The sequence below is a fragment of the Oribacterium sp. C9 genome, assembly GCF_002007235.1.
Lineage (GTDB): Bacteria > Bacillota > Clostridia > Lachnospirales > Lachnospiraceae > Oribacterium.
The window spans coordinates 161,600-185,383 of the sequence record NZ_MUHW01000001.1 but is presented as its reverse complement, the minus strand read 5'-3'; the positions used below and the strand labels follow the sequence as shown (position 1 = coordinate 185,383).

At 43.4% G+C, this 23,784-nt stretch carries 19 protein-coding genes; all 19 read right to left on the bottom strand.

The window, feature by feature from the left end; all coding sequences use genetic code 11:
• Positions 1 to 133: 133 nt before the first annotated feature.
• Entirely contained in the window at positions 134 to 1,531 is a 1,398-nt protein-coding gene (gene murC / locus BXO88_RS00785) for a UDP-N-acetylmuramate--L-alanine ligase (RefSeq protein ID WP_078035890.1), read from the bottom strand.
• A 126-nt stretch (positions 1,532 to 1,657) separates the two neighbouring features.
• Entirely contained in the window at positions 1,658 to 2,716 is a 1,059-nt protein-coding gene (locus tag BXO88_RS00780; RefSeq protein ID WP_242945118.1) for a TRAP transporter substrate-binding protein, read from the bottom strand.
• A gap of 314 nt (positions 2,717 to 3,030) precedes the next feature.
• Positions 3,031 to 4,362, bottom strand: a complete 1,332-nt coding sequence (locus BXO88_RS00775) for a TRAP transporter large permease (protein ID WP_078035888.1) — start codon at positions 4,360 to 4,362, stop codon at positions 3,031 to 3,033.
• A 2-nt stretch (positions 4,363 to 4,364) separates the two neighbouring features.
• The gene (locus BXO88_RS00770) at positions 4,365 to 4,928 is read right to left on the bottom strand and encodes a TRAP transporter small permease (RefSeq protein WP_078035997.1); all 564 of its coding nucleotides are present in this window, start codon (positions 4,926 to 4,928) and stop codon (positions 4,365 to 4,367) included.
• 164 nt (positions 4,929 to 5,092) lie between these two features.
• A complete protein-coding gene (gene dctP, locus BXO88_RS00765; protein WP_078035887.1) occupies positions 5,093 to 6,271 on the bottom strand; it encodes a TRAP transporter substrate-binding protein in 1,179 nt (392 codons plus the stop codon).
• Positions 6,272 to 6,654: 383 nt separating this feature from the next.
• Positions 6,655 to 7,461: a response regulator transcription factor gene (locus BXO88_RS00760; RefSeq protein WP_078035886.1), complete on the bottom strand. Its 807-nt coding sequence runs from the start codon at positions 7,459 to 7,461 to the stop codon at positions 6,655 to 6,657.
• Positions 7,461 to 8,951 carry a sensor histidine kinase gene (locus BXO88_RS00755; protein ID WP_078035885.1) on the bottom strand — a complete coding sequence of 497 codons (1,491 nt, stop codon included), beginning with the start codon at positions 8,949 to 8,951 and terminating at the stop codon, positions 7,461 to 7,463. The genes BXO88_RS00760 and BXO88_RS00755 overlap by 1 nt, the downstream gene beginning before the upstream one ends.
• Positions 8,952 to 8,970: 19 nt before the next feature.
• Positions 8,971 to 11,670, bottom strand: a complete 2,700-nt coding sequence (locus BXO88_RS00750; RefSeq protein ID WP_078035884.1) for a translation factor GTPase family protein — start codon at positions 11,668 to 11,670, stop codon at positions 8,971 to 8,973.
• A 161-nt stretch (positions 11,671 to 11,831) separates the two neighbouring features.
• Positions 11,832 to 12,332 (bottom strand): shikimate kinase, encoded by a 501-nt coding sequence (locus tag BXO88_RS00745; RefSeq protein ID WP_078035883.1) that lies wholly within the window; start codon positions 12,330 to 12,332, stop codon positions 11,832 to 11,834.
• 126 nt (positions 12,333 to 12,458) lie between these two features.
• Positions 12,459 to 14,171 (bottom strand): putative manganese-dependent inorganic diphosphatase, encoded by a 1,713-nt coding sequence (locus tag BXO88_RS00740; protein ID WP_078035882.1) that lies wholly within the window; start codon positions 14,169 to 14,171, stop codon positions 12,459 to 12,461.
• A gap of 371 nt (positions 14,172 to 14,542) precedes the next feature.
• Positions 14,543 to 16,093: a ribonuclease Y gene (gene rny, locus BXO88_RS00735; protein WP_078035881.1), complete on the bottom strand. Its 1,551-nt coding sequence runs from the start codon at positions 16,091 to 16,093 to the stop codon at positions 14,543 to 14,545.
• A 264-nt stretch (positions 16,094 to 16,357) separates the two neighbouring features.
• Positions 16,358 to 16,804, bottom strand: a complete 447-nt coding sequence (locus tag BXO88_RS00730; protein ID WP_078035880.1) for a MarR family winged helix-turn-helix transcriptional regulator — start codon at positions 16,802 to 16,804, stop codon at positions 16,358 to 16,360.
• A gap of 171 nt (positions 16,805 to 16,975) precedes the next feature.
• The gene (locus BXO88_RS00725) at positions 16,976 to 17,521 is read right to left on the bottom strand and encodes a glutathione peroxidase (RefSeq protein WP_078035879.1); all 546 of its coding nucleotides are present in this window, start codon (positions 17,519 to 17,521) and stop codon (positions 16,976 to 16,978) included.
• 88 nt (positions 17,522 to 17,609) lie between these two features.
• The gene (trxB, locus tag BXO88_RS00720; protein WP_078035878.1) at positions 17,610 to 18,524 is read right to left on the bottom strand and encodes a thioredoxin-disulfide reductase; all 915 of its coding nucleotides are present in this window, start codon (positions 18,522 to 18,524) and stop codon (positions 17,610 to 17,612) included.
• 135 nt (positions 18,525 to 18,659) lie between these two features.
• The gene (locus BXO88_RS00715) at positions 18,660 to 19,334 is read right to left on the bottom strand and encodes a TMEM164 family acyltransferase (RefSeq protein WP_168171582.1); all 675 of its coding nucleotides are present in this window, start codon (positions 19,332 to 19,334) and stop codon (positions 18,660 to 18,662) included.
• A 19-nt stretch (positions 19,335 to 19,353) separates the two neighbouring features.
• The gene (locus BXO88_RS00710) at positions 19,354 to 19,911 is read right to left on the bottom strand and encodes a regulatory protein RecX (protein WP_078035876.1); all 558 of its coding nucleotides are present in this window, start codon (positions 19,909 to 19,911) and stop codon (positions 19,354 to 19,356) included.
• An 82-nt stretch (positions 19,912 to 19,993) separates the two neighbouring features.
• Positions 19,994 to 21,079 carry a recombinase RecA gene (recA, locus tag BXO88_RS00705; RefSeq protein WP_078035875.1) on the bottom strand — a complete coding sequence of 362 codons (1,086 nt, stop codon included), beginning with the start codon at positions 21,077 to 21,079 and terminating at the stop codon, positions 19,994 to 19,996.
• A 142-nt stretch (positions 21,080 to 21,221) separates the two neighbouring features.
• The gene (locus BXO88_RS00700) at positions 21,222 to 22,553 is read right to left on the bottom strand and encodes a TolC family protein (protein WP_168171581.1); all 1,332 of its coding nucleotides are present in this window, start codon (positions 22,551 to 22,553) and stop codon (positions 21,222 to 21,224) included.
• Positions 22,554 to 22,570: 17 nt separating this feature from the next.
• Entirely contained in the window at positions 22,571 to 23,758 is a 1,188-nt protein-coding gene (locus BXO88_RS00695; RefSeq protein ID WP_078035873.1) for a TolC family protein, read from the bottom strand.
• Positions 23,759 to 23,784: the final 26 nt, after the last annotated feature.

Below are 23,784 nucleotides of genomic sequence, written 5' to 3'. Positions count from 1 at the left end.
ATATATTTTAACCATTTTTTTAAGTCAAAAAATTTATTTGTGGATTATATACTTTTACACATAGATACGTATGGACACAAAAAAAGAAGCGGCATATAAGCCGCTTCCATCTATATACGAGGATCAATCATCACTACTCCACAACCGCACCCGGCAGTCTAAGGAGATCTTCTCCTACTTCATAAATATTACCTGCTCCCATGGTGATGAGAACGTCACCTTCCTTAACACGTTCGAGAAGGAACTTCTCTATATCAGCAAATTCAGGAATGTAATATACATTGGTATTCTGTTCCAGCATATGCTTACGAAGATCATCAGAGCTTATACCGATGGTGTTCTTCTCTCGAGCCGCATAGATATCCGCCAGAACTATCTCATCCGCCTGACTCAGCGCTCCGGCAAAGTCATCAAGAAGTGCCGCTGTACGACTGTAGGTATGAGGCTGGAATGCTATCCAGAGCTTTCTGTGAGGATACTTCTTGGCAGCTTCAATGGTTGCCGCTATCTCCTGAGGATGATGGGCATAATCATCAATAATTGTGAATCCGTTAACGCTGCCCTTTTTCTGGAAACGTCTGTCTGTTCCTGTGAAACGGCGAAGTCCCCTCAAAATGGTGTCCATATCTATACCGAGATCTCTGCAGACCGCAATTGCGGCCATGGAGTTATAGATATTGTGTTCTCCTGTGACGCCAAGCTCAACCTTGGCAATTTCCTCGCCCTTATAGAAAAGTGTATAAGTCGGATGCGCCAATTTATCATAGCTTATGAAGTTGGCTGTATAGTCTGAATCCTTATCGTGACCGTAGGTTATGCATCTGCAGTTTAATCCTGTAGTAAAGTAGTCATAATGCTTTATGTCGCTGTTTATGACCAAAAGACCATCTTCAGGAAGCTTTTCGGCAAAGAGCCTGAAGCTGTGGCGTATATCATCTATATCCTTGAAGAAATCAAGATGATCTGCTTCGACGTTCAGTATGACCTCTATTGTAGGAAAAAATGATAGAAACGAGTTGGTATACTCGCATGCCTCCACAACGAAAGTATCCTGTCCTCCGACACGGATATTTCCTCCTATATCCTTCAGCATGCCTCCTACAGATACTGTAGGATCCGCCTCTGCCTCAAGAAGGATCTCCGTTATCATGGAAGTAGTGGTAGTCTTTCCATGTGTGCCGGAAACATTGATAGCCTGCTTAAAGTTACGCATGAGTTCTCCTAAAAGCTCGGCTCTTGAGAGCATAGGAATACCTGCATCCTTTGCCGCAGCAAACTCCGGATTGTCAGGATGGATAGCAGCTGTATAAACAACCACATCTATATCATCTGTAATATTTTCGGCTTTCTGAGGGTAGTTAACTACAGCGCCTTCTCTCACAAGCTTCTGTGTAAGCTCTGATTCCTTGCTGTCCGAGCCGGAAATTTTAAAATGTCTTGAAAGAAGGATCTCTGCAAGACCGCTCATGGATATACCGCCGATACCAATAAAATGAACATGTACAGGCTCATCGAATTTTATCTGATACATATATATACCTTCTTACTGTGAAAGTGTTTTAAGCACGAAGTGTATGATATTCCGTACTTTAATAAATGATTTTTCTGGCAGCAACGCCGCTGTCATAATTTACAGATTATATCATCGGGGTCAGCATTACGCAAGGGAGGCTGCGGAAGCTATCTTTTCCAGAATATCCATATAGTCACCGCAATACTTCTCATACAGCTCCTTCATCTCGTTTCTGAACCTCTGCTTTTCTCTGTCGGAAAGTGATATTTCAATCGTTCCTGACTTTATGCATTTCTGCCTTGAGCTGTCCTCTCTCATTTTCCAGAGCCTTCTTTCATATTCTCCGGCTTCAACAGCACATTTAAGTATGATATCTCTGTCCTCTGCCGGTAATTTTTCCCAGGTGACTTCACTCATTATGAGGAGCTCCGGAATCCTCATATGTTCATCCAGACTGTAATATCTGGCATATGCATCATGTTTCATGGCTTCGTAGGACGACCAGTTATTCTCAGCTCCGTCTACCTCATGGGTCTGAAGAGCGTCTCCCACATCCTCATAGACGATAGGTACAGGGGTTGCTCCAAGTGCTCTTACCATATCCTTTGCAAGACTTGAATCCTGAACTCGTATTTCAAGTCCTCTCATATCCTCCAGACTGCTTATAGGCTTATCTATGGTGTAAAAATTCCTCACTCCTGCGTCGAACCATGCCATAGCCTTGAGTCCTGAGCCTTGAAATGAACTCATTATCTCCGCCCCGATCTCTCCGTCCAGAACCCTCCACATGTGATCTGCATTCTGATAGAGATATGGCATCTGGAGCACCACTGATTCAGGACTGTAGTCAGCAAGGCTCGATAGTGAGCCTCTGGCAAAATCTATGCCTCCGTACTTCATCTGCTCCATAGTAGATACCTCATCTCCCAGTTCCGCTCCCGGATAGACCCTTATCTCTATGCGGCCTTCTGTTTTATCATTGACCAGCCCGGCAAAATATCTTGCAGCCTGTGTAGTTGGATAATCACTGGTCTGATTCTCAGCATATGTAAACACATACTCCGGTGTCCCCTTTGATTTTTTGTCCGAATCGCCTGACCGGGAGGATGATATCTGGCAGGCCGAAGTCATTAACACAGAACCCAGAAGCAAAAGCACCACTGCTCCCATCCTCCGAAAATTGTATCGCCAATATCTATCCATATATTTTCTCTCCTATATTACAGTCGGTTTCGGCTGCAATCACTTATTCACAGACGCTGTTCTGATCGCTGCTTATGATCAGCGGGCAGAAAAGTGCATCGAGATTCCCCGAACATTCTACCACTATTTTTTGTTGTGCTCACCTTATTATCGTTTGTGAAGATCGAGCAGCGTAAAACGCGACAGGACAGCGAATATATATATATATATATATATATATATATATATATATCCGCTGCCCTGTCTGAGAAGTTTTTATGAAAAAAAGTTAGTACACTTAATTAATATGCTTCATGGCATATGCCGCTTTTCCACTATCCCATGGAAGCAAGGATTCCGGCTCCGGTCTGGACATAACCAAAAAGCTTAGGTATGCAGAGTGATACCTCCGGGATGAATGTAATGCAAAGAAGGGCTATCACCATCATTGCATAGAACGGTACCATGGCTACAACAACCTTTTCTATAGGTCTGTGTGCAATGGCTGAACCGATGAAAAGCACTGCCCCAACAGGCGGTGTGAGAAGTCCGATACCGCAGTTAAGCACAAGAAGGATTCCGTACTGAACAGGATCTATACCTATTGACTGTGCTATAGGAAGAAGGATAGGTGTTGAGATAAGGATGATAGGCGCCATATCCATTATACATCCAAGCACCAGAAGGATGATATTGAGCAGGATAGCTATCACTACAGGGTTATCTGAAACACCGGTGATAAGGTTCGCTGCAAGATCAGGTACATGAAGTCTCGTAAGGCAGTATCCGAATACAGAAGATGTGGAAATAAGGATAAGCACTATGGATAATGTATCAATGCATGAATTGAGGCACTTCCATACTCCCTTCCAGGTAACTCCCTTATAAATATAGAGAGATACAAAAAGTGAATAGATAACTGCTATAGCTGCTGACTCTGTAGCGGTAAAGATACCTGCAACTACACCAACCACTACGATAAGTATGGAAAGAAGTGCCCAGAGTGATGTAGTGAGCTGTCTGAAAAGAATCTTTACCGAGAAAGGCTCTCCCTTTGGATAATGTCTCTCAAGAGAAATAATATATGAGCCTATCATAAGTGAGATCGCGAGGACAGCTCCCGGAAGATATCCTGCCAGGAAAAGTGCGCCTATGGAAATTCCGCCTGCTGTTGTGGCATAGATTACCATATTGTGTGATGGAGGAACCAGCATTCCTTCTACTGAGGAAGCAATGGTTACAGCTGTCGCAAAATCCACATCATAGCCTCTGTCCACCATCATCGGGATCTCAAGAGAACCGAGTGATGCTGTATCTGCGGATGCAGAGCCTGAGATTCCACCGAAGAAATAGGATGCCACGATATTAACCATGGCAAGTCCACCCGTCATCCAGCCTACGCATGCGTCCGCAAGATCCAGAAGCTTTTCGGATATTCCACCGGTACCCATGAGTACGCCCATGGTGATAAAGAAAGGTACTGCCATAAGCGAGAAGGAAGAAATTCCTTTAACCATCTGCTGTGCAACTGTATTGAGCGGTATCCCCTGATATGTCAGACAAAAGATAGATGATAACGCAACTGCATAAGCAATAGGAAAACGAAGAAGTATCATCACAAAGAAGGATACCAGTAAAACTGCTATCGCCATCGTATTAGCTGTCATAGTTATTTATCCTCCTTTTTTTCATCAAGTGTAAATCCAAGATCAGGTACATAATTCTTATCAAGGATATGTTCCACATCTACAACGATCCTCTCGATCTCAAAGAAGATCATCGCAACTCCTGCAAGAGGGATAGGCATGTACATCCATGTCTTGCTGAGCCATGGCATGGAAATATAGGTTCCCTTTGCGCCTATTCCTGTAGCATACTTCCAGCCTACCACAAGCATCACAAGCGCAAGTCCCATTACGAACAGATCTGACAGGAGATCAAGGAACTTAACGAGACCGACAGGAAGATAACGGTCAAAGGTAGTCATCCTGATGTGAGCATTGCGCCGTATAGCAAGTGACGCGGAAAGTACCGACATGTATGCCATAAGCGTAAGTATAACTTCCTCACCCCAGTTTGGTGCAGGGAAGAATGTCAGATATCTAGCTATAACGACCCATGTCATGATTATAATGTCTGCCACCAACAGCAGCTTGCATATGAGCATAGTAGTCTTATATACCATGTCATATACAGGTTTTGCTCTCTTTAAAAATTCCAGTATTGCTGCCATAGAGCCTCCTTCTGATTTGGAAACGTCAGTGCTGACCTTCTCAACAACTGACGCAGCATTCGAAGTTTTCATAGACTTTTGCCACCTCTCTTAAAAAAGGTGCTCCCGACATATGTATATGTCGCAGAGCACCTTAACTCATGCTGTTTAATACGTTTCAGAGATTATGCAAGAGCCTTGATCTTTGCATATACGTCAGCAAGATCTCCCTGTGCATTCTCCTCAGCGATAGCCTTACAAGCTTCCTCCCATGGACCCATGTCTGTGATCTCGATTACATTGCATCCACGAGCCTTGAGCTCTTCAAGAACCTTAGCCTCTGTCTCAACAGCGATTGTATGGCAGTAGTCAGATGCGATCTTCGAAGCCTCTTCGATTACAGCTCTCTGGTTATCTGTAAGCTTGTTGTTCCATGAATCCTCTGCGATTACAACCTCGATGGCACCAAGTGTGTGACTGTCAAGTGTAAGGTTTGGACCAACTTCATCAAATCTGTTTGAAGCGTAGTTAACGATAGGCTGACCTGCACCATCTACAGTATTTGTCTGAAGTGCTGAATAAAGCTCTGTCATGGAAACAGATGTAGCTGTAGCACCAAGTGACTCAACCATCTTTACCATGATAGGGTCATTGGATACTCTGATTTTCATTCCCTTAAGATCCTCTACTGATGAAACAGGCTTGTCCTTAACTGTAAAGAAATGTCTGAAACCTTCCTCGCCATAGAAGAGGCCCTTAACGCCGATGCCTTCCTTCTCTGACTCATCAAGGATCTCCTTACCGAGGTCACTGTTTACGAAATTCCAGTAGTGATCTCTTGATTCAAATGTATATGGAAGAGAAAGAAGTACTGACTTCTTAGCTCCATATGATGTAAGTGCAAATGCTGAGATACGTGAGATATCGATGTCTCCGCCACCGCCAAGCATGGAATCAAGTACATCAGACTCACTTCCAAGTACGCCTGAGCCCTGAAGATCAATGGTGATAGATCCGCCTGACATAGCCTCAACCGCCTCGATGAACTTCTTATCCATCTTTCCGCAGATAGTATCATCTACAGGGTTAACCTCTGCCATAGTAAGAACTACTGCAGGGTCAGCTGCTGCTGCCTCATTTACCTTGTACTCTCCGTCCTTTGCAGCCTCTGTCTCGGCCTTGGTTTCCTCAGCGGCCTTAGTCTCTTCTGCTGCCTTTGTCTCCTCAGCAGCCTTAGTCTCGGCCTTTGCCTCAGCCTTTGTCTCTGCTGCTGTTTCTGCAGGCTTCTGTGATCCGCCACATGCTGCCAGTGATGTAGCTACCATTGTTGCCGCAAGAACTGAACTTAAAATTCTCTTCTTCATACTGTTACTTCCTCCATTATTCAACCTGTGCCCTATCTCCCAGGCACTTTGTTTATCTGATAAAATTATATGGTAAGCACTTTCATTGTTCGATGGTAAATTTTTTGCATTTGTAGAAGAATTTTGTCCTCTTATGAGTTTTATTTATGTATAATTCGCCATTTGCACAAATATATGGCCATTCAATTGTGCACATTTTCTTATCATTTCTATTTTATTTATTTTTTTAATTACCATGTGTACAAATTAAACAAAAGAGCAGCCTTCTGTCCTTGCACAGAAAGCTGCTCCTATAGTATTTCATATCTAACATTTTTAAATAAACGGATGGTCCGCATGCCTGCATGCCCTGACATTTGTCTTTAATTCATGCAGCAAAAGTATCACTCTCCTATTAGCTCTGTCCTGTATTCAGAAGGACTTTTTCCGGTGACTCTTTTAAATACCTTCGCGAAATAATTGGAATCGGGGTATCCCACAGATCTGCCAATATCTTTTATGTTAACATAGGTCCTTGAAAGCAGTTCTTTGGCTCTGGTTATGCGGTATTCTGAAAGAAAGGAAACGAAATTTGTTCCGAAATTCTGTTTAAAGAGCTTACAGAAATAAGCCTCACTATAGTTCAGTGCCTTTGCTATATCCTGGACAGAGATATCCTCAGTATAATGCTTTTCCACATAATCCATCATAAGCTTATGACCATTCATGATGGATGACTTATCCTGTACAGCTCCTGACTTTACGGTTTCTCCCGGTATAGCATATCCAGACTCTTCCTTGCTTACAGGAAGCGATCTGAGCTTTCCCTGACTTATTTCATCCACATAGTGCATGGCCGTATCCACAGATGAAAAAAGCTCCTTATCATCGTAGGGCTTTAGAAGATAATCGAGAGCATGAACAGAAACCGCCTTTTTTGCATAGCTGAATTCATCGAATGCGGTGAGAAATATTATCACCGCATTCTTATCTTCCTTTCTTATTTCCTGAGCCGCCTGAAGTCCTGTAACTCCGGGCATCTCGATATCAAGTATAAGGATCTTTACAGCCTCCTCTCTGTATTTCTGAAGAGCTTCTCTTCCATTTTCCGCTTCATAAAACAAAGCCACCCCATCATATTTCGCTCTTAATTTTTTAAGAAGCACCTTTCTCTCTATGTTCTCATCATCTGCCACAAGTATTCTGTACATTATGTTGCCTCCTGAGGGATACTTAGAACTATTCTTGTTCCTTTGCCCTCCTCCGATTCGATTTCAAGTCCACCCTGTCCCTTGTACAGTGTATCTATACGTCTGTAGATATTTCCCAGTCCTATTCCTACTTTCGCAGTGCGGTTCTCATCCGGCTCCCTCAGCCTCTCCAAAAGCCCTTCAAGCACCTCTTTTTTCATTCCTAGGCCGTCGTCCGATATGGTGATGACCACCATCCCCTTATCCTTCATGCTAATGTCTACACTTACCTTTCCACCCTGCTCCTTTTTGGATATTCCGTGAACTATAGCATTTTCCACCAGAGGCTGCATGGTAAAAGAAGGAATCCTTATACTGCCTACGTCCTCCGGTCTGATAACTTCATACTGTACCCTGCTGCCGAATCTCATCTTCTGAAGATACATATAGTTTTCAGCTATCATAAGCTCGGATTCTATAGGAACCACCTGTTCCTTGGTGCTCAGATTATATCTGAAAAGCTGAGCCAGAGAATGAGTCATCTTCACTGTTGTGTCAGCCTCCTCAAGCTCCGCCATGGAACCTATCATATTGAGTGTATTGAACAGAAAGTGGGGATTGATCTGACTTTTCAAAAGCTCAAGCCTGTTCATATCGAGGCGCTTTTCCATCTCGATATTTTCCATCTTTTCCTGCTGCAGCAGTTCAGTCATGCGGTGATTCTCCCGGATAGTGTTGATATTATCCTCAGTGGCATGCTTCATACCGTTGAAGATCTTTACCAGATCTCCTATCTCGTCCTGATTTTCTATGCTGATGTCTTCACCGCTGAAATCCGACTGTCCTATGCGTCTCGCCTCCTGTGACAGCTTCAGTACCGGAACTACTATTGACTCAGTCATGGCACGGCTTACGCTGAATACTATGAAAAGCATTATGAGGGTAAAATTCGCCAGTATAAAAGGAAGCAGCCTGAATGTTGGCAGCTTTTCAGTATAAGCATCCGAACCGGCCTCAACAGTCAGCTGCAAAAGACGCCTGGAATACTGCTCCAGGTACTTTTCCCGCCTGTTGTATTCGCTCAGCCTCATGACAAATCCGGGCTTGTTGACACCGATACTCATCATATCGTCTCTGAAAGCCTTATACTGCTCATATGCGCTCTTTATATTCCATGTTCTGGCGTACCTTTCCGAACCTATGATCTCATAATCAAAGGGCAGCTCATTGACACTTCTTTCTGTACGGGCTATAGCATTGTCCAGGTTTTCTCTGCTGGTATCTGAACGTTGGGCTATGTACGAATGAAAAGCATTGCCCTCCGACTCCATGGCATCCATAAACTCCTGGCATATTTTATTTTCATCCAGTATCTCGCTGTAATCCTTCAAAGAAAATCCCATGGTGAGCATGGAAAAGCCGGAGGATACAAGTATGATAACTATGACAACAAGAGCAAAGCTCCTTACCTTTCTGTCTATGGAAAGCCTGAGCCATATCTTTTTAAGCATAGTTTTCCGCTACCTTTCTCTAGATATCTTCACTGATTTCCTTAGGTATCTCCAGTCTTGTCCCTATGGGGCCGGCTGCAGGATCCTTTCCGAGATGTTCGTTTCTCACTATACTGTCAATACGCTCAACCTCTTCCAAAAGATTTTTGGCACTAAGTATCACGGCACCCTTACCCCATGTGATGACCTGAACCACCTTATCCGAAGTGGCAACAGTCACATCATACTGTTTTTTCAGTTCATGCGTTTCTTCCTCAATATACTCATCAGCAGTCATGGCTTCTCTTGTATACACAACAAAGATGTTATGATACTTTATCTGCTCAACCTGATGTCCTGCCACACGATATGCATCGAATACAACTATCACAGACTTTCCTGTGAATCCTGCATAGTTAGACATTATGTCTAAAAGCTTACTTCTGGCGCTGTCTATATTTGTTTTTGCCAGCTCGCAGAGATCATCCCAGGCAAATATGATGTTATATCCATCCACAAGAAGATACTCTTTTTTCTTTTCGGAAGTCTTTATCTCACGATGGTTCTGAGCCTTGTTTGCCTCTTTTTCTTTGGCTCGTATGGTTCTCGCACTGGCGAGATTGACCTCCTTTGCCCTGTTCTTTATAGGGCCAAATGTACGTATGAATATTTCCTCAAGCTCCTGATCCGCTATATATTGTCCACCGTTTTTATATTTTTGATCGCTTTTCTTTTCACGACTTCTCTCCATCCGGACAGCATCGGCCTCAAAATCCCTTTTCTCCACATCCTCATAAAGGTCTACAGGAGATTCCACGTGCATGTAGCTCTCCACCTGATCAAAAGGAACTATATAACCCGATCCCTGGGCACAGAATACTGAGGAGCTCGGATTAAGAATATCATCATCCGGATCATAGCCACTGTTAAGAATCACAGATTCCGCATCATGGCACTTGTCATATCCGCTGAACCTCAGGAAAAGATGCCCTCTTCCCTTACTGTAGACCATTACCTCCTTGTGGTAATCTCTCATTGCCTTTACAGCCGCTGTTCCAACTATCACCGAGCTGTCATCTTTTATTTCAGGCGGGGCAAATTTAGCATTCATATTGGAAAGATCCGTCATGGCCCTTCCAACATATTCCTGTGGAATTTCCAGGGTGAAGGCATAGTAGGGCTCCAGCAGAACATTGACCGCCTTTCTTAAGCCCTGTCTTACAGCACGGTAGGTAGCCTCTCTAAAGTCACCGCCTTCTGTATGCTTGTTATGAGCTCTTCCTGCGATAAGTGTAAATCTTATATCTGTAATTCCGCTTCCCGTAAGTACTCCCACATGCTCCTTTTCCCGGAGATGTGTGAGCACAAGTCTCTGCCAGTTGACCGCCAGCTCGTCTGTTGAACAATCAGCCCTGAACTGAAGCCCCGATCCCCTCGGAAGCGGCTCCATAAGAAGAAGCACCTCAGCATAATGTCTAAGTGGTTCAAAGTGTCCCACTCCGAGAACAGGCTCCGCTATGGTCTCAAGATAGAGTATCCTGCTTTCTCCAAGTTCCAGCTCAATATCGAAACGTTCCTTCACAACTCTCTTTAGGATCTCTATCTGAACTTCACCCATGAGGTGAACGTGTATTTCCTTTAGAGCGTTGTCCCAGCTTATATGAAGCTCCGGAAATTCATCAGAGATGGTCATAAGCTTCCTGTAAAGCTCCAGAGAATCCACATCCCGGGAAACCACCTGATAATCCAGGACAGGCTTCAGGGACATTTCCTTTCCCTTCGGTTCACATCCTACCGAATCTCCTGTCTTGAGGCTTCCGACTCCAAGGACTGCACATACAGTGCCTGCCTCCGCGGTGTCAACATTAACATACCTGGAACCGCTGTATATCCTTATCTCTGATACCTTTTCATCAGGTACTATCTCGGTTCTAACCTTCAGTTCTCCACCTGTTATCTTCATATAGGTAAGTCTTCTGTCGGAATCATCCTTGGCTATCTTGAAAACCTTTGCCCCAAAGGCATCTGGATAAAGCGGGATCTCTGTGAAGGTATAAATACCGTCAAGAAATTCTTTCACTCCGAAATTCTTCAGTGCCGAACCGAAATATACAGGGAACAGCTTTCTGTCCCATATCATATTTCTAACATCCTTAGGATCCAGCTCTCCCTTCTCCAGATACTTCTCCATGATCCGCTCGTCACATATGGCTATATTTTCCTTCAGAGTTTCAGACATGGAATACACACCCGCATCGCTGAAATCAACTGCGGAATTTCCAAAATGCTTTTCCAGATCTCTGAGAAGCTCTTCCTTATCTGTTCCGGGCTGATCCATCTTGTTGACAAATATAAATACCGGTATACTATACCTCTCCAGCAGCCTCCAAAGGGTCTCTGTATGACCCTGAACGCCATCGGCGCCATTCACCACCAGTATGGCATAGTCAAGTACGCTAAGTGTCTTTTCCATTTCTGCTGAAAAATCCACATGTCCCGGGGTATCCAGCAGGGATACCGCTATATCTTTAAGGTCAAAGGCTGCCATCTTTGAAAAAATGGTGATTCCTCTTTCCTTTTCCATATGATTTGTATCGAGATAAGCATTACCGTTATCTACACGTCCCAGACTTCTGATCTTTCCCGATTCAAAAAGGATACTTTCGGACAATGTTGTCTTACCTGCATCAACGTGAGCCAGTATTCCTATTACCAGACGTTTCTTTAACTTTTCCTCCAAAATGTATCCTCCCGATTTTGGTCATTTTTTTACACTTCACTATGATAGCATACTTCATGTATCAGAACCAAAATTGTGTATAACAAAAAAGTGATGATCCAGGTATGTATTCCAAATGGAATAAACCTTCATTAAGATCATCACATGTTAACACCTGATATTTATTTCTGCTTCTCGATCCACTGCTTAAGTTCGTTCACTATTTCCGCCGGATTTTTTCCCTCTTCATCTATAGTAACATCCGCATATTTCTCATAGAGTGCAGTTCTTTCGTCATAAAGATCCTTCAATGTATACCCTTCAGGTATAGCAACCCCACGGTCTACGACATTACCGATCCGTTTCTCCATTTCCTCATACGAAACCTTGAGATAGACCACCTTGCCTATTTCCTTGAGGTGATCCATCGCCCAGTCTTCATAGCAGATAGAACCACCCGGAGCGATAATAGAATTTTTCACATTGAGTTCTGCAGCTATATCTCCCTCTATCTTCAAAAAGCCCTCATTTCCTTCTGAAGCGATTATTTCCTTCAATAGCTTTCCGGTCTTTTCCTGAATCAAAATGTCTATATCCACAAAGCTCATTCCGAATCTTTTGGCAAGCATGACTCCGATGGTTGATTTTCCACATGCCGGCATACCGATCATAGTGATATTCATAAAGCTAATGTCCTCCAAAAAATTATCCGGCAGCTGATTTAGTACCTGCCAGATTCAAGTGTTTTTAATGCCGGTCCTTGGGTTTACGCCCCAAAAGACCGGCACTTTATAGAACAAAGTTTTTAATTACATCTGCTCTCCAAAAAGAGTGAGCGGTGGTACCAGCTGCTTCTTTCTGGATACCACTCCCGGAAGGATAACTGACCAGCAGTCCTCGAGTCCGCCTTCAGTGTTCTCTCTCTTCACAGGCTCAACGCCGAAAGCATTGGCAATAAGCTTTCCAGCTCCCTGTCCGATGGCAAGAAGGTCAGTACTTCTGTCAAGAATGTTTGTGAGCATGATGAAGCTCATGTCTATTCCCTCTACCTTCAGAGCCTTGTTAGCAAAATTCTCAAGTCCGTCCTTAAATGCCTCAAGCTCTTCCTTGTTAAGGCTTGTAACCTGGCTTACGCCGAATTCGATCTTTCCTGCCGTGAAGTGCTTGAAATCCTGATAGAAGATCTCTTCAATAGTCTTTCCCTTAAGGTTGGAACCGGCTGAGAACATGGAGAATGCATACTTCTCTATATCTACTCCTGCAATCTCGGCAAGCTCTCTTCCTGTCTTTTCATCAAGCGGAGTACAGGTCGGAGATCTGAAAAGCAGTGTATCGGAAATGATAGCCGACATAAGAAGACCCGCTGTCTGCTTGTCGATCTCGATGTTGTTCTCCTTGTACATCTGTGTAACTATGGTTGAGCAGCATCCCAAAGGCTGGTTTCTGAAGTATACAGGCGCCATGGTCTGTACTGTTGCGATCTTATGATGATCGATTATCTCGAGAATGTCTGCAGCCTCAATTCCTTCAACCGCCTGTCCCGGCTCGTTGTGATCAACAAGTATCACCTGTTTCCCGTGATTCCCAAGGAGATTTCTACGGGATACCATACCGAGGTATGTGCCATCCTTTGCCATGATAGGGAAATCGCGGTGTCTCTTGGATGCCATGATATCTCTCATGTCATCTACATAATCATCTTCTGTAAATGTGATGAGACCGTCAGTTGTCATGAAGTAGCTGATAGGCATGGACTGGTTGATAAGTCTGGCTGCTGTATATGCGTCATAGCTTGTTACCATGATGATCATGCCGTTAGCTTCAGCAAGACTCTTAATGGTAGGTGATACATTGGCACCCTCACAGATGATGATACAGTCAGCACCGTTATCCATGGCAGAAAGCTGATTCTCAGCTCTGTTACCAAGTATAACGATGTCATGCTTTTCAATATAATATGACATCATCTCAGGATTTGCTGCCGCAATAAGAACCTTACCCTCTGTACAGCAGCGGCTCATGTCTCCGGTAACAACTGTTGCCTCTAGTGTTTCCTGGATGTTAGCAAACTTTGTGTGAGCCTTGGAAATGATGTGAGAGTCATAAACATTGAAATATGACTTAGCAATATCACCGATGGTTATAACACCTTCCAGTGAATTGTAGGATGTAAGGACCGGTAATGTAACAAGATTATCCTCGTTCATCATGGTCCATGCCTTCTTAAGTGACATATCTCTGTCTACGCCGGGAGTTTTTCTGTATTCAATATCAGATACCTGTGTTTTTACAGATGTTATGAGTCTAGGCTCCGGAACTTTGAAATAGTCAAGGACGAAAGCTGTTTCTCTGGAAGGCTCTCCCGCTCTGCACGGAATATATCTTTCGGAATTAGTGATCTTATTCTTCAGTCTGGAGTAAGCTATCGCTGCACAGATCGAGTCTGTATCCGGATTTCTGTGACCTGTTACCAGTACTTCTCTCTCAGTGTTGTGCTGTATCTTCTTTTTTTCTTTTGCCATATATCCTCCGATCTTTAGGTGAAATTATAAAAAATATCCATTTTATAAATTTTTAATAGTTTACATATTGTAAAAATTTTATTCATATTTTGTTCATAATTAGATACTATATTTAATACATAGTAAAAAGTTAACAAACAAGTGACTTTTTAATCTCAGTCGTTGGTTATTTTTCCAATATAAATTTTTCATAATTGCCCCGGTTAGGCGAAAGCCTGCCGGGGTCTCCTCATTTATTACATTTCTTTTTATCAAACCGCAGGTAAAAACGCAATGGTTTGATATAAACTTATCTTATTGTATTTAACATTAGCCAATAAAAAAGGTCTGTAACGCCAAATGGCGTACAGACCTTTTTTCGTATTCTTAAATCACTTAGCGTAATCTACGGCTCTTGATTCACGAATGATATTTACCTTGATCACTCCAGGATACTGCATCTGATCCTGAATCTGCTTGGCCATATCATGTGCCATGATGGTCATATCATCATCTGATACCTGATCAGGAACTACCATGATACGTACCTCTCTACCCGCCTGAACTGCGAAAGACTTTTCAACTCCCTTGTAGGAATTTGTGATATCCTCAAGCTCCTTAAGACGATTTGTATAAGTCTCAAGTGACTTACGTCTGGCACCCGGTCTTGCGGCTGAAATAGCATCTGCTGCTGCAACTATACAAGCAATAAGTGAAGTAGGTTCTGTGCCGCCGTGATGGGAGGCAACAGTGTTGATAACGATCTCCGGCTCATGATACTTCTTACAAAGCTCAACACCAAGCTGTACATGCGTACCTTCAACATCGTGATCAATGGCTTTTCCTATATCATGCAGAAGTCCGGCTCTCTTTGCCATACGGACATCAAGTCCCAGCTCCTCAGCAAGGAGACCTGAAATCTGGGCAACCTCTACGGAATGTCTCAATGCATTCTGACCGTAGGAAGTTCTGAACTTCATGCGTCCAAGTAACTTCACAAGCTCAGGATTGAGGCCATGAACTCCGACCTCAAGAACAGCTGCATCACCTTCCTCACGGATAGTTTCATCAACTTCCTTCTGAGCCTTCTCAACTACCTCTTCTATTCTTGCAGGATGGATACGTCCATCTACGATAAGTTTTTCAAGAGCTATTCTTGCAACTTCTCTTCTGATAGGATCAAATCCTGAAAGAACAACTGCTTCAGGTGTATCATCTACTATAAGCTCAACACCTGTAAGCTGCTCAAGTGTACGGATGTTACGTCCCTCTCTACCGATGATTCTACCCTTCATCTCATCGTTAGGAAGCTGAACTACAGAAACAGTTGACTCAGTCACCTGATCTGCCGCACATCTCTGAATCGCATCCACAATGTAGTTTCTTGCATTCTTCTCCGCATCTTCCTTTGCCTGATTGTCAAGCTCGCGGATCATCATAGCATAATCATGCTTTGTATCTTCTTCCAGAGACTTAAGAAGCTCAGCCTTCGCCTGATCCCTTGTGAGTCCTGAAACTCTCTCAAGTTCTGTCACCTTCTGGTTATGAAGTTCCTCAACCTCTGTTTCTCTCTTGTTGATCTTCTCCTGACGCTTCTGGAGTTCCTGCTCCTTCTGCTCAAGGTTTGCTGCCTTTTTCTCAGAAGCTTCATCTCTCTTCAACATCCTGTGTTCAAGATCAGATACTTCCTTTCGGCGATCCTTGATTTCCTTATCAAGATCATTTTTTGCTTTTAATGCCTCTTCCTTTGTCTCAAGGAGAGCTTCACGTTTTTTATTCTCAGCTGTTCTTATAGCATCATCAATTATCTCTCTGGACTTCTGCTCCGCGGAACCAACTACCTTCTCATAGTCGGATTTAGCTTTGTTCTGGCCAGCAACGAACATAACGATACCCACAACAACAGCAACTGCTATAACAGCAGCAATTACTACTGGGGACACCTTGTGTACCTCCTTCACTATTTTGTTGTTAATGTACAAACAGATATGTGAAAAGCTATAAATGCCGACAAAACGGCCAAGCTCCGTCCAATTCCATTTATATAAAAAGTTATATTGCCATCAATATAATCATTAACTTAACCATTACATTTTATATAATATAACAGTTACTGTCAATAAAAAGGCGTGTGGACAAAGCCCTTCAGAAGTACGAAAAAAGGCCGCCAAATCATGGATTCAGCGGCGGCAATCTATATAAGATTCTTATCTCATTGACTCTTCTACACAGTTCAGTGTTCTGTAAAGCAAATTGTATAAGGTTGAAGCCTCTTCTTTGGTCAACTTGATACAGCTTCCCATCTCTCTGGGAACTTGCAGAGCAAGATCCTTCAGATCCTCGCCCTTATTTGTGATACTAACGTCAAGAGCACGCTCATCCTCATGAGAACGCTCTCTCTTAATCAGCTCCTTTGCCTCAAGACGCTTAAGAAGTGGTGTAAGTGTACCCGAATCAAGATACAGTCTTTCACCAAGTTCCTTAACATTTACACGCTTTTTCTCCCACATGACCATCATAACTATATACTGAGTGTATGTAAGATCAAGCTTATCCAAAAACGGCTTATAACGTCGCACAACCTCCTTGGCGCACGCATAAAGCGGAAAACATAACTGATTTTCAATTTTTAATGACTCATAATTCCCTGTCATCATATCCTCCGGATTTAGTCGCAGTGCAACGCATAATGCGTTATGCAAGTCTCTCGAAAACGCCGATATATTATCACAATCCCATGTTTCTTGCAATTAAATTTCTGTAAATCCTTATTTTATATGATTTACCCAAGGAAAAACCTACAGAAAATAAGGATTTCTTTATCATCAAAGTATTGCTGCTACCTTTTCCTCTACCTTTGCCATGTCCATGGTCGGTTCGAAACGATCGATAACCTCACCCTCACGGGTTACAAGGAACTTGGTGAAATTCCACTTGATATCTGATGTACTCTCATAGTCAGGATGAGCCTTTCCTACAAAATCCTTCATGAAGTCAGCCTGCTGACCTTCTCCGAATCCCTTGAAGCCCTGCGCTGCCTTAAGGAACTTGAAAAGCTCAGTCTCATTCTCACCGTTTACATCGATCTTTGCGAACATAGGGAAATTAACTCCGAATCTGCTGGAACAGAACTTGGCGATCTCCTGCTCAGTTCCCGGTGCCTGATGTCCGAACTGATCGCATGGGAAATCAAGTACAACAAGACCCTTATCACGATACTTTTCGTACATATCCTGAAGCTGCTCGTAATGAGGTGTGAATCCACACTCTGTTGCAGTATTTACAATAAGAAGTACCTTGCCCTTATATGCCTCAAGTGTTGTCTCGTTCTTATCCTTATCCAAAACCTTGATATCAAAAATATTTGCCATGTTATTCTCCTTTTTCTAATCCCGTATCTGTCGGGATTCCCACAATTTAAAAATGTATTCTACTACCAAAATCTCATTTAGGTTTCGCTCACGAAAGTGAGTCTATGTATCCGCATGCCTGAAGAGCTGCTGTTGCTCCATCTGATGCTGCTGTTGTAAGCTGTCTTACGTTCTTTGTTCGACAGTCTCCTGCAGTAAACACTCCATCAGTACCTGTCTTCATATCCTCGCCGGCTTTGATATATCCCTTCTCATCAAGCACTGCAACATTCTGGAATGCTGCGTTATCCGGCGCCTGTCCGATAGCCACGAAGAGACCCGAGATCTCTATGGTTCTTGTTTCACCACTGTTCTTATCGACAACATCAATTGAAACAAGACCTGATTCATCTTCATTGAGCTTAGTTATAGTACTGTTCAGTACGAACTCTACATTGTCCTTGGACTTTAAGCGCTCAACTTCCTTTTCGTCTGCCCTGAATTGGTCTCTTCTGTGTACCAGATAAACCTTCTCACAATAATTCGAAAGGAACTGGGCATCCTCAAGAGCCGTGTTTCCGCCACCGTTCACTGCTACGACCTTGTTTCTGTAGAACATACCGTCGCAGGTTGCACAGTAGGAAACTCCCTTCCCCACCAGATCCTTTTCATTGGGCAGTCCCAGTGGTCTGTTTTTTGCTCCTGTTGCAAGTATGACAGCCTTACACTCATATTCACCCTGAGAGGTCTTTACCCTTTTAATGTTCCCCTCGTCAGCTATCTCTGTTACACGCTCAAATTTCACCTCCGCCCCAAGGTCCTTGGCCTGATTGTAAAGACCTGTGGCGAAATCAAAGCCTGAGATATGGGCGATGCCGGGATAATTTTCAATATCAGGTGTATTTACGATCTGTCCACCATATGAAGCAGCTTCAATTACGAGTGCTGATTTTCCGGCTCTGACTGTGTAGATCGCCGCTGAAAGCCCTGCTGTACCTGCACCAACTATAATTACATCATACATATCTGATCCTCCATATCTTGGAATGTCAGCCCGATGAACACGCGTCCACCGAGTGTTACTGTTATCAGGTCTTAGATCCGACCCGATTAAAACTAAACCATATTTAACTTATGGATAGATTGTACACAACTTAAATTAGATTGTCAACAATTTATTCGCTTTTTCCAGAATTTTATGGATCATCAGGGCTCCTATGATCACGGTAGTAAGATAAATACCTATACCTGCACATCTTCCGACCATAATATCTATTTCATGAAATACCGGTTGCGAGCTAAGGTGAAAAGGAGAAATATAAAACATGTCGCAGTCGCCATAGCCATGAAGTGATATGTTGATCATCTCGGCAATAAAAGAAAAAAACAGGAATAAAGGAACAGTGCACAGAAAACCCTTTGCACCGGAAAGCGAAAGCTTTTTTACTGAAATATAAAGAGACAGCACTACCAGAAACAGATGCCACAGAAAACCATGTGCCGTCAGCAGTATATGTCCCGGATGAATAAGACCGTCATGAACTATAAGAGATAAGATTCCTCCCAGAAAACCATAGTCCTGAAGAAATGTCAGCAGCACCTTTCTAAGTTTTTCAGTTTTGAATCCCGCAAATGAATCTCTACTCAGTAAAAAAGCATACATCGCTATGATATACATAGGCATGGAGCAAAGCTGAAACGGAAAGTACCAGACATTATATCTTCCATCGAACTCTACAATCCATAGTGTCAGCTGCTTCCATATCTCGAGCACTATAAGCATCAGTCCTATACAGATGATAAATCTGTCATGCTTCATTACTTCTCTTTTCATTTTTCGCCCTTTACTCATACTAACAGTCCTCGTCAATAGACAGAGCTTTCGTTACCGTACTATAAGAAAACCCCTTTCTCATAAGGGATGCATATAGCTTCCTTTTACCATCCATATCAAGCGCCTCTATGTCCCGGCACTTTTTTCTTATGGCTGCTTTCACTGCCTTCATTTCAGAATCTCCGGATAATTCCTCATCCCCTCTGAAATCCGACATGGCCTGTTTGATGCAGTCTTGTGCCACTCCCCTCTGATAAAGCTTTTGTTCTATCTCCCGTATGGACTTCGTTCCCGAGTACTGCTTTATGAGTTGTTCAGCGAATCTCTGATCGTCTACATAGCCATACCGTTTCAGAAACTCCATGGTCTCATCCACTATCTCTTCATCATACTTTCCTGATTTAAGAAGCTTCTCTCTTAGCTTTGATTCAGTCTTCGGAGACTGTTCCAGAAGATAAAGGCTTCTCTCCTTGCATCTGTTCTTAAGCTTATCTCTTTCAGTCAGCTTCTGCGGATCAAGATTATATTTTGATACCTCATCAGGATGTTCATTAAGAAAATCTTCTACAGTTTTCAATTATATCTCCCATCTATAACTATAGCCGGAACACCCCATTCGGGATGTCCGGCCACAAAATTTTTCTGGTATAAATACTATATCAATCTTCGCTTTCCTCAGCCTCGGAAGCCGCTTCAGCCTCTTCATACTCGTCCTTGGGAAGTCCGTACTTTTCACGTACCTTACTCTCGACTTCAGCCATGATGCGTGGATTTGCCTTAAGGTATTCCTTGGCATTCTCACGTCCCTGACCGATCTTTTCTCCGTTGTAGGAGAACCAAGCGCCTGACTTATCGATGATGTTCTCATTTACCGCAAGATCAAGTACGTCTCCGGACTTGGATATACCTTCACCGAACATAATATCAAACTCACACTGCTTGAACGGAGGAGCGATCTTGTTCTTTACAACCTTTACTCTGACACGGTTTCCTGAAGCATCTCCGTTCTGTTTGAGTGTCTCCACACGACGTATATCAAGTCTTACAGATGCGTAGAACTTAAGGGCACGTCCTCCTGTTGTGGTCTCAGGGCTTCCGAACATAACACCTACCTTCTCACGAAGCTGGTTGATGAAGATCAGGATACAATTGGACTTGGAAATGATGGATGTGAGCTTTCGTAAAGCCTGTGACATGAGTCGCGCCTGAAGACCCACATGGGAGTCTCCCATCTCACCATCGATCTCTGCCTTTGGAACCAGTGCAGCAACCGAGTCGATAACCAGAATGTCCATGGCACCTGAACGCACCATGGTTTCAGCTATCTCCAGAGCCTGCTCTCCGGAATCCGGCTGAGATATGTAAAGGTCATCGATATCTACTCCGATGTCCTGAGCGTACTTAGGATCGAGAGCATGCTCTGCATCGATAAATCCTGCGATTCCGCCCCGCTTCTGTACCTCGGCTACTGCATGAAGTGCCAGTGTAGTCTTACCTGAAGACTCAGGTCCGTATATCTCTATGATTCTTCCCTTAGGAAAACCTCCTGCTCCCAACGCTATATCAAGAGAAAGGGAGCCTGTAGGTATAGTCTCGATATTGAGGCTGGCAACTGAGTCTCCCAGCTTCATGATAGAGCCCTTACCAAAGTTTTTTTCTATCTGTGTCAAAGCAACATCAAGTGCTTTTAATTTTTCCTCGTGATCCTGGTTCGCATTGACCGCGGATTTACTGGTCTTAGCCATGTTTGTCCTCCGTGAAACATATGTTTTGTGTTATTTTGTATTTTAAGCTTAAAATTTTTTTCTGTCAAGGAGTATAACACAGGCTAAAGCTCAATAATATACTCTAAAATACGACTATATTTTCAGGTCGCTCTTGCGTTCCTTACACAAATCCTCTCAGCGCTGCCTGATAATTCAAAACCGCACTTGAAGCATTGATGGCTGAAATATTGGCAGTGGCTTCTGATGCTATATACTGAGTAACTGCACCGTAATAGTCTTTATAGCTGATGAGACCTGCCGCAAGGCTTCTTTCCGCAGATGCCTTCTGTCGTGCTGCCACCATAAATCCCGCCTGTGCAGCCTCATACTGAGTTCCAGCCTGTATTGCAGTGTTATACAGAGAAGCCATGGTAATGTTAAGGTTTTCCTTTGTGGAGTTTCTCTTTATATCCACCTCGGAATATCCTGTGATGTCTGGATTCGCAGTTGCCTGGGCTGATCCGTATTCCACATTATAAAGTCTTGCTTCCTCTATATCCTTGTTGAGATCTCTCGATGCTATATAGGAGCCGTCATATAACGGCATCTCTCCTATGGAGACATTGGTAGCCTTGTCCATGTTCCAGCCAAGGACTATAGCCATATTATCTTTAATTGAGCGAAGGGATTCCTGATTACTGCTCAGCTTGATCTTTGCCCCCTGAAGCTCGACCTCTGCTGTCCTTACATCAATCTCAGTTGCAGATCCCACTGCCATCTGCCTTACGGCAGCATCATACTTGGCCTGATACATATCCACCTGCTTCTGGTACATCTTCTCCAGTTCCCTGAGGGACTGATATCCAAGAAAGGCAGAATTCATACCTGTAGTCACGGATACTTTGGTGCCGTGCAGACCTTTTTTGACATTGCGAACAATTCTCGTGAGATTACCCTCAGCGCCGGACTTCTGAACATTCAGGGTGGTCTTTCCCGTCACATTACCGTTATCATCCGTGACTTCGATTCCATAATTGTCCATACCGTTAGCATTTATCATGCTGCTGTACATTTTTATAAGAGCGTTATAGTTCGCTTTCTCCGAAGCATCGGTTGTCTCGTTCTTTTTATCCCTGAGCTCAGATATCTCCGACTCAACATCGCTGATGGATGCACTGATGGAATCGATGATATCATTCATATTGACAGCATAAGTGTCTATAGCCGCCGTCTGCTGCTGCGCTATCACGCTCCGGTACTCTACAAGATTGTTTATCTCGTCATAATCGATGACATCATCCAGAAGTCTGTTCCATGTGGCATCATCCATTCCATCCGGTCTTCCCGTGGAATCTACACCCGTAAGATTCACTGATGGTGCATTGGGATCATTTATATTTACAATAACTCTTGTACCGGGCTTCCTTGGCTGTTCAGCCATAGCACTGCCGCTTATGCCGGTGAGAAGTACAGCAGTCGCAGCAAACGCTGCCATGTTTTTTCTTCTTTTCATTTCATCACCTATGTACATTATTTTGAGCCGGAACCGCTGCCTGCAAGTCCGTCTCTGTATGAAATATAGGTAAAATATGCACCCTGCATATTATATTTCATGATCTGAGTGTTGATGACAGCAGAGTTATAGTTATAATTTGCAGTCTCTAACTCTCTCATACTGGACGAACCCAAAGCATAGCTTCTATTAGTCTTATCCAGGGTCTTAAGGAGGTTAAGCTCATTCAACTGCTGCTTTTTGTAATTGTTCTGAGCCTCCAGAAGTGCATTATACTTAGCTGTTATATCCGACTGAACCTGATTCTTATCGGAGTTGAGGCTTATGGCTGTACTGCTGGCTGTTCCTTCAGACTCCGCCAGAGTCATTTTTCTCTCATCTATCCTGAGTGTATAGCTGTTGCCCATAGCCTTTTGTATATCTTCCTGAAGATTGATCACTGCTATCATTTCATCAGTAACTTCAGGAACTTCACAGATAAGCGGCTCTGCATCATACTTCCATCCAAGATTCACAAGAACAGTCTGCTTTGCCTTTATTTGATCAGCAATGGATGACTGAAGAGAGACCTCAGCATCCTTCAACGTCTTCTCTGCGTTCAGCACATCAAGCTCTGTACCTGATCCAACCTGAAGTTTTCTCTGAGCCTGTTCAAGAAGTTTCGTATCCTGCTCTATGGCGATCTGATTGAGCTTTGTAGTCAGCTCCGATGTATATATGCTGATGATCTGCTGCTTTATAGCCTCAGCAGTAGCAACCTCTGTCTTTTCATGGCCAAGAGTCACAACTTCACGGTCAGAATTCTGAATCGTTGTATCAACATTTGCCAGAGCCTGCTTTCTGGTAAGCTCTGCTGAAGCATCTCCGGCATCGCTTTTACCTATAGCATTGTCATATACACTCTCTATGTTGCTTATAACATCGTCATAGCTCAGATCATAGGTACCGGTATCATTGTTATCCCTGTAATTTATCCAAAGGGACGAAACGGTTGGATTGTATTCGTGGACCAGATCCCTTATCTCATCCCATGTAAGTACATTATCTCTAAGTGCAGCCCACTGCTCAGCAGTTCTCTCCCTTTCATAGGAGGTCTGTCTCGGAGCCTTGTCAACAGTTGCTCTGGCGCCTGCCAATGCTGTTCCCTGATTCATCATCACAAGAGATAGCATCACGGCTAAAAGTCTTTTTCCATTTAATCTCATCTTTAAAACTCCTCATATTGTCCGGC